The organism is Streptomyces sp. SID5469, assembly GCF_009862865.1.
Taxonomy (GTDB): Bacteria; Actinomycetota; Actinomycetes; order Streptomycetales; family Streptomycetaceae; genus Streptomyces; species Streptomyces avermitilis.
The window spans coordinates 1,513,595-1,526,360 of sequence record NZ_WWIN01000001.1 but is presented as its reverse complement, the minus strand read 5'-3'; the positions used below and the strand labels follow the sequence as shown (position 1 = coordinate 1,526,360).

10 protein-coding genes and 1 pseudogene are annotated in these 12,766 nt (G+C 71.3%); 5 read left to right on the top strand and 6 right to left on the bottom strand.

The annotated features are described in order from the left end of the window. The first annotated feature begins 179 nt into the window (after positions 1 to 179). Positions 180 to 860 carry a chaplin gene (locus GTY58_RS06575; RefSeq protein WP_010982668.1) on the top strand — a complete coding sequence of 227 codons (681 nt, stop codon included), beginning with the start codon at positions 180 to 182 and terminating at the stop codon, positions 858 to 860. Positions 861 to 1,120: 260 nt separating this feature from the next. Then, a complete protein-coding gene (locus GTY58_RS06570) occupies positions 1,121 to 1,969 on the top strand; it encodes a GNAT family N-acetyltransferase (RefSeq protein ID WP_037646290.1) in 849 nt (282 codons plus the stop codon). On the opposite strand, the pseudogene GTY58_RS40500 reads toward GTY58_RS06570, so the two are convergent. Both GTY58_RS40500 and GTY58_RS06565 read right to left on the bottom strand, forming a co-directional pair. Next, positions 1,947 to 2,243, bottom strand: a pseudogene (locus GTY58_RS40500) (hypothetical protein); the annotation flags it as partial. The gene GTY58_RS06570 and the pseudogene GTY58_RS40500 overlap by 23 nt on opposite strands. Continuing rightward, on the bottom strand, positions 2,183 to 2,713 hold the full coding sequence (locus GTY58_RS06565; protein ID WP_010982666.1) for an MFS transporter: 531 nt from the start codon (positions 2,711 to 2,713) through the stop codon (positions 2,183 to 2,185). The pseudogene GTY58_RS40500 and the gene GTY58_RS06565, both read right to left, overlap by 61 nt. A gap of 247 nt (positions 2,714 to 2,960) precedes the next feature. Here GTY58_RS06565 and GTY58_RS06555 point away from each other — a divergent pair, with 247 nt between their 5' ends. After that, positions 2,961 to 3,734 carry a GNAT family N-acetyltransferase gene (locus tag GTY58_RS06555; protein ID WP_010982665.1) on the top strand — a complete coding sequence of 258 codons (774 nt, stop codon included), beginning with the start codon at positions 2,961 to 2,963 and terminating at the stop codon, positions 3,732 to 3,734. A 129-nt stretch (positions 3,735 to 3,863) separates the two neighbouring features. Here the strand turns inward: GTY58_RS06555 and GTY58_RS06550 are convergent, their stop codons facing one another. Both GTY58_RS06550 and GTY58_RS06545 read right to left on the bottom strand, forming a co-directional pair. Next, a complete protein-coding gene (locus tag GTY58_RS06550) occupies positions 3,864 to 4,745 on the bottom strand; it encodes a GNAT family N-acetyltransferase (protein ID WP_037646094.1) in 882 nt (293 codons plus the stop codon). Between the two features lie 262 nt (positions 4,746 to 5,007). Beyond that, the gene (locus tag GTY58_RS06545) at positions 5,008 to 5,271 is read right to left on the bottom strand and encodes a hypothetical protein (protein WP_010982663.1); all 264 of its coding nucleotides are present in this window, start codon (positions 5,269 to 5,271) and stop codon (positions 5,008 to 5,010) included. 231 nt (positions 5,272 to 5,502) lie between these two features. Between GTY58_RS06545 and GTY58_RS06540 the strand changes: the two genes are divergently transcribed. After that, entirely contained in the window at positions 5,503 to 6,951 is a 1,449-nt protein-coding gene (locus GTY58_RS06540) for a hypothetical protein (protein ID WP_010982662.1), read from the top strand. 78 nt (positions 6,952 to 7,029) lie between these two features. On the opposite strand, the gene GTY58_RS06535 is transcribed toward GTY58_RS06540, so the two are convergent. Beyond that, complete coding sequence (locus GTY58_RS06535) at positions 7,030 to 9,744, bottom strand: exo-beta-D-glucosaminidase (protein WP_010982661.1); 2,715 nt, start codon at positions 9,742 to 9,744, stop codon at positions 7,030 to 7,032. Positions 9,745 to 9,858: 114 nt separating this feature from the next. Then, positions 9,859 to 11,040, bottom strand: a complete 1,182-nt coding sequence (locus GTY58_RS06530) for an ROK family transcriptional regulator (RefSeq protein WP_037646296.1) — start codon at positions 11,038 to 11,040, stop codon at positions 9,859 to 9,861. Between the two features lie 201 nt (positions 11,041 to 11,241). Here GTY58_RS06530 and GTY58_RS06525 point away from each other — a divergent pair, with 201 nt between their 5' ends. Next, positions 11,242 to 12,711, top strand: a complete 1,470-nt coding sequence (locus tag GTY58_RS06525; RefSeq protein ID WP_010982659.1) for an APC family permease — start codon at positions 11,242 to 11,244, stop codon at positions 12,709 to 12,711. The last annotated feature ends 55 nt before the right edge of the window (positions 12,712 to 12,766 follow it).

The window sequence follows — 12,766 nt, the reverse complement described above, 5'->3', positions numbered from 1 at the left end:
CTGTCCCGAGCGCCGCCCGGTCCGGCCCGGTGATCACCCCTCCGGCACGACAACCACCAGTTCGATAACCGTGCCGCTCGATGGAGTGAAAGACGGATAAGCCATAACTCGGATGGTTCGCCCGCGTTTTACCCCGTGCGGGCGAGTGCCCGCGACCATGTCTGGAAGGCAGGGAACCTATGAAACGGGTTACCCGGAATGGATTGATCGCTGCGGCCGCCGCCTCGGGCGCCTTGGCCGTGGTCATGCCGGCGTACGCCGACTCCGCGGCGGACGGCAGCGCGGCGGGCTCGCCCGGGCTCCTCTCCGGCAACACCATCCAGCTGCCGGTGCACGTCCCCGTGAACGTGTGCGGGAACACCGCGAACGTCGTCGGGTTCCTCAACCCGGCAGCGGGCAACGCCTGCGCCAACGAGGGGCACGGCAGTCCTTCGGGAGGCGCCGCCGACGGGGGCGCTGCCGCCCCGGGCGCGTCCGCCCAGGGAAGCGGAAAGGATTCTCCGGGGGTGGTTTCGGGAAACAGTGTGCAGCTCCCGGTCCATCTCCCGGTCAATGTCAGCGGCAACACCGTGAACGTGGTCGGCGTCGGCAACGCGGCCGTCGGCAACGAGTCCACCAACACATCCGGCGGGCGGCCCCACCACCCCCACCACCCCGGGCACGCCCGGCCGAAGCCCGCCGCGCCGCCGAAGGCGCCCGCGCCCGCACGGCCGGCCCTCCCGAACACGGCCGCGCGACCCGGGGCCTCCCTGGCTCGAACGGGCGCGGACGAGACCGTGCCCGCCGTCGCCGCGAGCGCGGCCCTGCTGCTGGGCGGGGCGGTGCTGTACCGGCGCTTCCGGGCCGGCGCGCGGCGCTGAGCCGACCGGCCCGCAACGGGGGCCCACGTCCTTGACCGGCCGTGGGCCCTGTATGCGGGGCCACGCGCACCGCGGTGTCACGTGATCGATGCTCATGCCTCATGGCCTCGCCTACAGCGACGCTCAACACCGTTGCGGACAAGCCAGGTTGCTCATGCCCGCCCGGTGTCGCGTTGGCGCGGGTCCGCGTGATCGGGAAGGATGCTGCGGGAGCGGCCGACCACCGCACGCAAGCGACCCGCCACGGAATGGAGCGCATGATGACCTCTCCGGGTCCCGATGACCTCGTCGTCACCCAGGCCTCGCTCGACGACTGGCCCGTCGTCGTCGGGTGGGCGGCGGACGAGGGCTGGAATCCGGGGCTGTCCGACGCCCCCAGCTTCTTCGCCCAGGACCCCGAGGGCTTCTTCGTCGGCCGGATCGCCGGCGAACCGGTCTCGGCGATCTCGGTCGTCAATTACGGCGCCGACTACGCCTTTCTGGGGTTCTACCTCGTACGCCCCGACCTGCGGGGCCGCGGCTACGGCCTGACCACCTGGAAGACGGCGCTCGCTCACGCCGGCGACCGCACGGTCGGCCTGGACGGCGTGCCGGCGCAGCAGGACAACTACCGGCAGTCCGGTTTCGAGCTCGCCCACCGCACCGCCCGGTACACCGGAACCGTTCCGGCGGCCGAGCCGGCTTCGGGAGTCCGCCCCGCCGAGGCGGCCGACCTGGCCGCCGTCGCGGCGTACGACAGCGCCTGCTCCCCGGCCGACCGCCCGCGCTTTCTGGAACACTGGCTGGCCGGCCCCGGCCACCGCACCTTCGTCCGCCTCGTCGACGGCCGCCTCACCGGCTACGGCGTGGTTCGTCCGGCCCTCGACTCCCTGCGGGTCGGCCCCCTGTTCGCCGACTCCGCCGAGGACGCCCGCGCCCTGTTCACGGCGCTGACCGCCGACGCGGGCGAGATCGCCATGGACATCCCCGAGACGAACACGGCGGCCGTGGCCCTGGCCCGGGAAGCGGGTCTGACGCCGTCCTTCGAGACGGCCCGCATGTACACCGGACCGGTGCGGCCGTTCGCGGCCGACCGCGTGTACGGGATCACCTCGCTGGAACTCGGCTAGGGCGTGCCTTTTCGGGATCAGCCCGGACCCGGGCTGATCCCCGGACGCACGCGATGGCACCGCACGGGACCGGCCGCCGACAGGTGCGGCCGGTCAGTGTGCCCGCGGGGCCTCCCCGGACCGGCGTCGTCGTCCGGGTGCGGAACGCCCACTCCATGCGCGGCTCGACGACACGGCTGAAGACGGCGCGGACCGGTCCCGTGCACAGCAGCGTCACGACACCGGCGGCGGTCGCGGTGACCGTGAGTTCCCCGAGCGGGGTGTGCAGCCACGGGCAGGGCTCGGCCCTTGCCCCGAGGAGCGCGCGTCGTCGGACGGGCGCAGCGCCGGGAAGCCCCGCCGGCGGCCCAGGGCGACCACGGTGAGTGCGGCCGCGACCAGGGGCAGCGCGGTCCAGGGCAGCGCCCCCGCCCCCGCACCGTCCAGCACGAGGCCGCCCGTGAGCGACCCGCCCGCGATGCCCGCGTTGTACACGGTGGTCTGCAGCGATGTGGCCACATCCGCGTCGGCGGGCCCCGAGGCGTCGACCAGGGCCGTCTGGATCAGCGTCGGCGCCCCGCCGAACGCCGCGCCCCACAGCGCGACCGAGATCAGCAGCACGGCCGGCCGGTCCGCGTACCGGCCGAGGGCGAGCAGGGTCGCCCCGATCAGAGCGAGCGCGCACAGCAGGGTCCGGCGCAGGTGCGCGTCGATCAGGGCGCCGACGGTCCAGATCCCGGCGACCGTGGCGACCCCGAACACCATCCCTCGCTCCCGACTCCCTGACCCCGCAGACGGCCGCCCTCCTGCGCGGCGAGATCGACCGTATCCAGGCCCGCATCGACTGCCTGGCCCGCAACCGCGACCGGCTTCGCGCCTACCTGGCGGCGGTGCGGCCGGACACCGGAGCCTGAGCCACGATCCGACGCCGGGGCACAACCGACATGCCGCACACGGCGATTGCTCCGGGAATTCCATTGCCGAGTACGCCCCAGGATGCTGGAGTGAGCGCATGGATCACGCTGCGGTACTCGCCCTGTTCGACCGGGACATGCGGGAAGGGGCGCGGCCGGACGGGCCCGGCGCCCGGATCGAGCGTGTGCCCGGCGTGGTGCGGCAGGTCGCCTCCGAACACGGCTGGAACGGCGTCGTCTGGTCCGGCCTGGACGAGGCGAGTGCCGACGCGGCGATCGCCGAGCAGCAGCGCTACTTCGCCGGGCTCGGCCGCGAGTTCGAGTGGAAGCTGTACGGCCACGACCTGCCGGAGGACCTCGGCCGGCGGCTGCGGGCGGCCGGATTCACGGCGGCGCCCGAGGAGACCCTGATGGTCGCCGAGGTCGCCGACCTCACCCTCGACGTCGAACCGCCCGACGGCGTACGCATCGTGCCCGTGACGGACCGGGCGGGCGTCGACCTCGTGGCCGACGTCCATGAGAAGGCCTTCGGCACCGACAGCACACGGATGCGGCACCAACTGCTCGCCCAGGTCACGGACGATCCGGACGCGGTCGTCGCCGTCGTGGCCCTGGCCGGCGACGAACCGGTGAGCGCGGCCCGGATGGAACTCGTCCCCGGCACACGCTTCGCCGGCCTGTGGGGCGGCGGCACGGTCGAGGGCGAGCGCGGCCGCGGCATCTACCGGGCCCTGGTCGCCCACCGCGCCAAGGTCGCCGCCGACCGTGGCTATCGCTACGTCCAGGTCGACGCCACCAGCCAGAGCCGCCCGGTCCTCGCCCGGCTCGGCTTCGAGCCCCTCACCACCACGACACCGTACGTCTCGCCGTGAGCCGCACAGCATCGCCGCGCGAGCTGGGCGCGGCCCCTGCCGTCGCGTCGACGCGGGACGGGCCGGCCGCGTTGCGGGACGGCGTGCCCTGAGCGCGCCGTCCCGGGGCCTCTTCCCGGTGCGGCGGACTCACAGCTCCAGCTGGTACTCCACCGCCGTGTGCGTGGGACGGTAGCCGAGCGAGTCGTTGATGGCGATCATCGGGGTGTTGCTGTCCGCCGTGTCCGTGAGCAGACCGGCGAGTTCCGGGTGCCGCTCGCGGGCGTACCGGATCGACTCGGCCTTCATCCACAGCCCGAGACCGTGACCGCGGTGCTCCGGCAGCACGCCGGTGCCGTAGTGCTGAGCGTCGCCCCGACCGTCGCCCGGCACCACGAGCTCGGAGAATCCGACGATCGAGCCGTCCGTCGAGTCCACCGCCGCGACCGTGTGCAGCAGTTCGCCGCGCTCGGCGATCGCCGCGGCCGCGGCCACGACCCGTTCCACGTCCCAGGCGACCGTGCCGTAGTCGGTGTCCTCCATCGGCATGTCGTCCATCGCGCGCCGCGAGTCGGCGAAGGTCTGCGCGAGACGGGCCGGGACCGTGCCGTCCCAGCGCGTCAACTCGTAGCCGGAGTGCGGCTGTTCGACGATCTTGGCGATACGGTCGAACCCGGCGTCGGCCAGCGGCAGTCGGGCGTAGGTCAGGGCCAGCACCCGGCGGAAGCCGCGCGCCGCGAGGAAGCGATCGCCGGGGGAGCCCTCCTGGGCCTGGGCGATCAGCGACCGTCGCCCCTCGCCCCGCGCGGCGGCGACGGCCGCGTCGAGCAGGCGGCCGCCCACGCCCTGCCGCCGCTCCTCGGGGTGCACGGCGCCTTCGAGCTCGGCGAGATGCTCCTGGCCCTCCTTCGTGAACAACCGGAGAAAGGCCGACCCCACGGGGACGCCGTCGTCGTCGGAGGCCAGCCAGGCCAGCCGCCGGCTCGACGGCTTCGGTTCGGGATCGGTCAGGGGGGTGAGGCGCAGAGGCAAGGTCTCTCCGTGGCGACAAGGAGGCGGACGGTGGGGCGAAGCCCGCAGAACGTAGCCGCCACGGCGGTTGACCTGCAATTTGGCACGGGGAGGAAAGGGGAGCACCGGTGCGGCGGAGCGACGGGCCGGGCTGCGTGCGCCTCGGCGCAGTCCCGTGCCGCGCCCACGGCCCCGTCCCAAGAACCCGCCCCACGGCCCGCCCCTCAGGCCCCGTCCCTCGGCCCTGGCTTCCAGGTCTGCGGCTCCGCGACGGCCCCAGCCCTCAGCGGCGAGCCCGTGTCCGGTCCAGTGCCGCGACGCCCAGCGCCGCCAGACCGATCTGGATGAGCCATTCGATCCAGTCGACGCCGTTCGTGTCGGCCACATCGAAGGCGCCCGCGATCGCGGAGCCGATCAAGGCCGCCACGATGCCGACGAGAATCGTCAGCAGGATGCCGATGCGCTGGCGTCCCGGGACGACGAGCCTGCCCAGAATGCCGATGACGATGCCGATCACGATGGCACTGATGATGCCCGAGATCTCCATCTCCGCCCCTCTTCGTAGGAAAGCCCCGCTGCTATGTGTTTTCCCTCCGGCGGCGGAGGCAGTCCCTTCCGATTCCGGCCCGGCATCTTCTGGGGAGGGTCGCTGTTCACCGTTACTCATGTCATGTACCGTTCAAAAATCTGTCGTACGTAGGACGGTCAACTACCAATCTACGCGCGCAGACTTGGCTCCCGCACTGCCTCTACCCCACCCGTCACGGAGGTTCGCCGGATGCTCGGATTCAGAAGATCCCGCCCCAGACTCACCACGGCGCTGGCCGTGTTCGGACTGCTCGCCACGGGCGCGGCCGTCCAGGCGTCCATCGCCGCCCCGGCCCACGCGGCCACCACGCACCGCGTCCTGTTCGACAACGGCCACGCGGAGACGGCCGGCAACGCCGACTGGATCGTCTCCACCAGCCAGCCCGACCCGCTCGGCCAGGACTCCTCCCCGTCCTCGGAAACCGACTGGACGGGCGCGCTCTCCTCCTGGGGCGTCGCCCTGCAGAAGACCGGCAACTACAGCCTGAAGACGCTCCCTTCGGGCAGCAGCCTCAGCTACGGCGGCTCCACCACCACCGATCTGTCGAACTTCGACACGCTGGTCCTGCCCGAGCCGAACACGCTGTTCACGACGGCCGAGAAGACCGCGATCATGACGTTCGTGAAGAACGGCGGCGGCCTGTTCATGGTCTCCGACCACACGGGTGCCGACCGTAACAACGACGGCTACGACGCGGTCGAGGTCCTCAACGACCTGATGACCGACAACAGCGTCGACAGCACCGACCCGTTCGGCTTCTCCATCGACTCGCTGAGCGTCAGCTCCGACTACCCGTCGGCGATCAGCGACAGCAGCGACGCGGTCCTGCACGGCTCCTTCGGCACCGTCACCAAGAGCCTGATCGCCAGCGGTACGACGGCCACCCTCAAGCCCGCCGACAACTCGTCCGTCAAGGGGCTGCTCTACCGCACCGGATACTCCGGCAACACCGGAGCCTTCTTCGCCACCAGCACCTTCGGCAGCGGGCGGGTCGCGTTCTGGGGCGACAGCTCACCGATCGACGACGGCACCGGCCAGTCCGGCAACACGTTGTACGACGGCTGGAACGACACCGGCGCCACCAACGCCGCCCTCGCCCTCAACGCCACCGAATGGCTGGTCGGCGCGAGCAGCGGCGGCGATGACGGGGGTGGTGGCGGCACCTGCACCGCGGCCCAGCTCCTCGGCAACAACGGCTTCGAGTCCGGCGCCACCACCTGGACCGCGAGCAGCGATGTCATCACCAACTCCAGCGGCGAGTCCGCCCGTACCGGCTCCTACTACGCCTGGCTCGACGGATACGGCTCCGCCCGCACCGACACCCTGTCCCAGTCGGTGACCATCCCCTCCGGCTGCACCACGGCCACCCTCAGTTTCTACCTCCACGTGGACACGGCCGAGACGACCACGAGCACGGCGTACGACACGCTCAAGGCGCAGGTTCTCAACAGCGGCGGCACGGTCCTGTCCACCCTCGCCACCTACTCGAACCTGAACGCGGCGAGCGGCTACACGCAGCGCAGTTTCAGCCTCGCGAGCTACGCCGGGCAGACCGTCACCGTCAAGTTCACCGGCACCGAAGGCTCCACGCTCCAGACGTCGTTCGTCCTCGACGACACGGCGCTCACCGTGAGCTGAACCGGCCGACGAAGAGCGGCGGGCCCACACACCCGGCCCGCCGCTCCCCGTCCCGCGTTCCCCGTCCCGCCGCCCCGGCTAGGCCGCCGGGACGGTCTGCTCCGCCGTGTTCCACCCGGAGACCCGCACCCTGGGCGCGGACCCGTGCAGATCGGCCGTCCGGTACGTCACCGTGAGGGTGGCCGACTCACCCGGCCACAGGCTCACCTCGTTGTCGGACCACTGAACGGGCAGGACGGGCTTCCCCTTCGAGTCGACGAGGTGCACGTCCGTGAACAGTGACGGGGTCCTGCCGCTTCCCGTGTTCCGCACCGTGACCGTCGTCGTGGACGCGCCGTCCGTGCCCGCCGTCGTCGACGCCGTCGCCGAGACCGGCACCCGCGCCATCGAGCCGAGGCCCTTGAGGTCGGCGTAGCTCGTCGTCGGCGTGTAGTACCAGTCGGTGTGCGCCCAGTCGAGGGTGTCGGGCCGGGTGGACAGCCAGTAGACGTTGCGGCTGACCTCCTTGCCCGCCGAGTCGGTGAGGACCAGGCGGGCGAGATACGTCGTCGACAGTCCGCTCACCGACGACGGCAGCGTGAGCGCGGTGCTGTGCGCACCGTCGCCGGCCACGCTCAGGCCGGTCGCGCTCTTGTCGTACTTCTGCGTTCCGTCGGTGTTGAAGAGGGTGACCCGGGCCGTGAGTCCGGAGACGGCGGCGGGCCGGTTGTTCACCACCACGACCGACCGGTCGTCGTACGAGTACTGCACGTGCAGCGGCTCATTGGCCTTCTTCGCCCCGAAGTACGCGCCGCCCTGGTCGAGGTACCGGTCCAGCAACTGCCAGTGCAGCGAGGTCCAGCCGCTGTTGAACATCCAGTAGATGACGCCGGTCGCGGGCTTCGAGGCGTCGGTGGCGCCCCGCCCGTACGCCTCGAACTGCGCGCGCACGTTCTCGTACTGGGCGAGCTGCGCCTTGCGTACGTAGTCCGTGAGGCCGGTCGGGGCGCCGTACCGTCCGGCGAGCGCGGCGTCGTAGATCTTCAGGGTGCCGAAGACCGACGACGGTGAGCGGTGGTACTGCTTGGCGCCCGGGTTCTTCCAGAGGGTGTCCAGCTCGGCCGGGGTCATCATGCGGCGCAGGGTGTCGAGCGTGGGGATGTCCGGCCCCGCGCTCGTCTCGGAGTTGAAGCCGGTGGCGCCGCCCTCGCGCTTGGCGTACCAGTAGTTCGGCGGGATCCAGTCGTACGGGCCGGTCATCTTCATGCCCGAACTGCCGCTGACCGGCGAGGACTTGTCGGAGGCGGCCGCGACTACGGGGGTCGGCCAGTCGGCTGCCTTCAGGGCGTCGAGGTAGGTCTTCTCGATCTTCGCGTCGGGGGCGAAGTCGCTGCCGATGAGGAACGAGACGACGCTCGGGTGGTCGCGCAGCCGGGCGGCCTCGGCGGCCATCGACGCCTTGGCGACCGGATAGTCGGCCGCGGTCCACTCGTCACCGGATCCGCTGCCGTTGACGTTGCCCTCCCATTTGTTGCAGCACTCCCAGCCCGGCAGCGTGAGGATGCCGTACCGGTCCGCCAGGTCGAAGAACTCGTCCGGCTCGATGTGGCCTTCCAGGCGGATGGTGTTGAGGCCGAGGTCGAGCGCGTACCGGAGCCGGTCCTCGACGTACGTGCTGTCCCAGCGCAGGAACTCGTCCGGCGACCAGCCGCCGCCCTTGATGAGAAGCCTGCGGCCGTTGACGCTGTACTGCCGTGCGCCGTCGGAGTTGAGCGGGGCCTTCACATCCCGGATGCCGAAGCTCTCGTGCACCGTGTCGGAGACGGTTTCGGAGACGGACGCGCTGAGGTCCAGCGCGTACAGGGGCTGGCCGCCCATGCCCGCGGGCCACCACACCCGCGGCGAGGTGAGGTGCAGCCCGGGAGTGTCGGCCGGTGTGAAGGTGACCGTCTTCGTCTCGTGGGCGGCGAGAGCGACGGACCTGCGGAACGACGTGGCGCCGACGCTGCCGGAGACGGTGGCGGTGATGGCCGCGTCCGAGTCGTTGCGGGCCCGCGCCTTGACCGTCAGGTCCGCGGTGGCGAGCGACGGCACGTCGAGCCGCGTGATCACGTGGGCGTCGCGCAGGGCGACCGGGCCGCCGCGGCGCACGAGAACATCACGGACGATGCCCATGTTCTGGTCGGGCGGCGGCTCGAGCCAGTCGATCCAGCCCATGGTCAGGTTCTTGTTGGGGTTGTTGGGCTGGATACGGAAGGCGACCGTGTTCGCGCCCTCCCGCACCAGTGAGGTGACGTCCAGTTCGTGACGGGTGTAGGCGCCCGCCACGTCGGCGGACCTGGCGATCTGACGTCCGTTGACGAAGACGTCGGCCGCCGAGATCACCCCGCTGAAGTCCAGATACGTACGGGCGGAGGTGTCGGCGACCGTGAAGTCCGAGCGGTACCACCACGGCACCTGGAAGTCGGCCTTCGGAATCTTCTGCTGGTTGGTCGAGTAGAACGGGTCGGCGTACTTCCCGCCGGCCAGCAGCGCCGCGAGCACGGTGGAGCGGGCACCGGCCGGGTACCAGCCGCTCGCCGGGTAGCCGGGGGAGGAGACGGCGGCCGCGGGGTCGGTGACCTTCGCCGTGGACTGGATCGCGTAGCCGGTCAGCGCGGTGGTGCTGCCCGCAGTCGAGGAGACAGTGGTCGGGCGCGGGGGCGGCTCGTGGGTGCGGGCTCCGGCCCGGGCGCCCGTCGAGAGCGTGCTCAGCAGGCCCAGGGCCACGGCGGTCGTGACGAAGCGCCGTACTGAGGCAGGACGGTGGAACACGGTGATCTCCTTGGGGGGTGGGGGAGGAGCATCCGCGCTACGACACTGCAAGTTAGGAAACTTTACTAACTGGATTCACAAGCTAGGTGGCTGAGCAATTCATGTCAATCACCGTCAGGAGGCCGAGCGTCGCTCGAAAACGACGTCCCGGGCCGTCCCCAGCGCCGTCGCCACCGCGCCGAGCAGCACCGCGTCCTCGCCCAGCCGGCTCGGCACGATCTTCGGGCGCAGCGGCGTGAGCGTGCGCAGCGTCTCGCGCACGGGGCGCAGCAGCAGGTCGAGGCTGTGGCCCACGCCGCCGCCGAGCACCACCAGGTCGGGGTCCAGTACGGCCGCAGCCGCCGCCACGGTGTGCGCTATTCGCTCGCCCTCCAGCCGAACGGCCCTGACCGCTGCCGGATTTCCCTGCCGTGCCGCGTCGAAGACGGCCTTCGCCGTGAGCTGCCCGCTCATGCCGAACCGCCGCGCGGACTCGACGACGGCCACGCCCGACACCGCGTCCTCCAACGTCTCCGGCTTCCGCTGCCCCGGCCACGGCAGGAACCCGATCTCGCCGGCTCCGCCGTGCGCGCCGGTGAACAGCCGCCCCTCGCTGACGACGCCCATGCCGAGACCGGTGCCGATCATGATGTACGTGAACAGCCGGCTGCCCGCGCCGACGCCGTACGTGTACTCGCCCAGCGCGGCCAGATTGGCGTCGTTGTGGACCTCCAGCGGTATGCCCAGCTCCTCGCGCATCCGGTCGAACAGCCCGGCCCGGCCCCAGCCCGGCAGGTGCATCGCGTACCGCACCCGCCGCCGCTGTTCGTCGTACACACCGGGCGTGCCCACCACCGCGTGGGCCACCTCGTCGTGCCCGACACCGGAATTGGCGACCACCTGCCGGGCGGTGGCGACCACGAGGTCGGCCAGGGCGCCGGAAGTGCGGGCCCGGTTGCGCACATCGGCGCGGGCCACCACCTCGCCGTCCAGATTGGCGACCGCGACGCGCAGCCAGCTGCGGCCGATGTCGATGCCCAGGGCGTGTCCGGCGGCCGGATCGGGGGCGTACAGGACCGCTGTCCGGCCCCGCTCCGGTGCGTGCGTGCCGACCTCGTGCACGAGACCCGCCTCCTCCAGGGCCGCCAGCGCGCTCGACACCGTCGGCTTCGACAGACCCGTCTCGCGGGCGAGCTGAGCGCGGGACGCGGCGCCGGTGGCCCGCAGCCGGTCGAGGAGCAGCCGCTCGTTGGTGCTGCGCAGCCGCCGACGGCTCCATGGCTGTTCCGGCTGGTCTGCGGCATCACTGGCGGGCATCGCACCATTCTCACGCATTCATGACACGGGCTTGACGCATCTAGTAAGGCTCCTTAACTTTATCGGCCAGTCAGCCTCGCCGGGCGAGCCGAGGGGAGCCCGGCGCCGGCCGGACACCCGCCGCCCTTGATCCGCCGGCCGCCGATCGACGTCGGCCGTCACGTCGTACGACTGCCCCCGTGCCCTGCTCCAGGAGGACCGATGTCCGGTAGCCCAGGTAGTCCGCCGCCCGAGGGTGGCTTCGTCCGCCGTGTCGGCCTGTTCCAGGCCACCACGATCAACATGAGCCAGATGTGCGGCATCGGTCCGTTCGTGACGATCCCCCTGATGGTCGCCGCGTTCGGCGGCCCGCAGGCGGTGATCGGCTTCGTCGCGGGCGCGGTGCTGGCCCTCGCGGACGGGCTCGTGTGGGCCGAACTGGGCGCGGCCATGCCCGGTTCGGGCGGCAGCTACGTCTATCTGCGCCAGGCCTTCCAGTACCGCACCGGACGGCTGATGCCGTTCCTGTTCGTCTGGACGGCGATGCTCTTCATCCCGCTGATCATGTCCACGGGTGTGGTCGGTTTCGTGCAGTACCTCGGCTACCTGGCCCCGGACATGGGCCGGACCACCGGTGACCTGGTCGGAGTAGGCATCATCGCCCTGGTGGTGATGCTGCTGTGGCGGGGCATCGAGAACATCGCGCGGATCACCGCCGTGATGTGGACGGTGATGATCGCCTCGGTCCTGCTGGTGATCGTGGCCGCGGCGAGCGACTTCAGCGCGCACCTGGCCTTCACCTATCCGGCGCACGCCTTCGAACCGACCAGCGGCCACTTCTGGGTCGGCTTCGCCGCGGGCCTGACCATCGGCATCTACGACTACCTCGGCTACAACACCACCGCGTACATGGGCGCCGAGATCAAGGACCCGGGGCGCACCCTGCCGCGCTCGATCCTCTTCTCCATCCTCGGCATCATGGCGATCTACCTGCTGCTGCAGATCGGCACGCTCGGCGTCATCGACTGGCACCGGATGACCGACGCGGGCGACATCGCCTCCACCTCCGTGGCCTCCGCCGTCCTGGAGAAGACCTGGGGCAAGGGCGCCGCCGACACGGTCACGGTCCTCATCCTCATCACCGCCTTCGCCTCGGTCTTCACCGGCCTGCTGGGCGGCTCCAGGGTCCCGTACGACGCCGCCCGCGACCGCGTCTTTTTCCGCCCGTACGCCAAGCTCCACTCCAGGCACCGCTTCCCCATGCTGGGCCTGGCCACCATGGGCGTCATCACGGCGATCGGCTTCCTGATCGGCCGTCACACCGACCTGGCCACGCTGATCCAGCTCCTGACCACGGTGATGGTGATCGTGCAGGCGCTGGCCCAGATCGTCGCCCTCACCGTCCTGCGCAAGCGGCAGCCGACCCTGCGCCGCCCGTACCGGATGTGGCTCTACCCCCTGCCCAGTGTGATCGCCCTGGTGGGCTGGCTGGTCATCTACGGGTACGCCGACAAGAACTCCCCGGGCCGCCACCCCATCGAATGGTCACTCGCCTGGGTGGCGCTCGGCTGTGTCGCCTTCGTCGTGTGGGCGCGCCTGGAGAAGGTCTGGCCGTTCGGCCCCAGGGAGATCGCGGAGGAGTACCTCACGGCAGCGGCTCCGGACGCGGACGCGGAGCCGGCGCAGACCTGAACGGAGGGGCGGGCCCGTGCGCGGGTCGGGCCCGCCGGGGTGGGGCGGGCCGGTC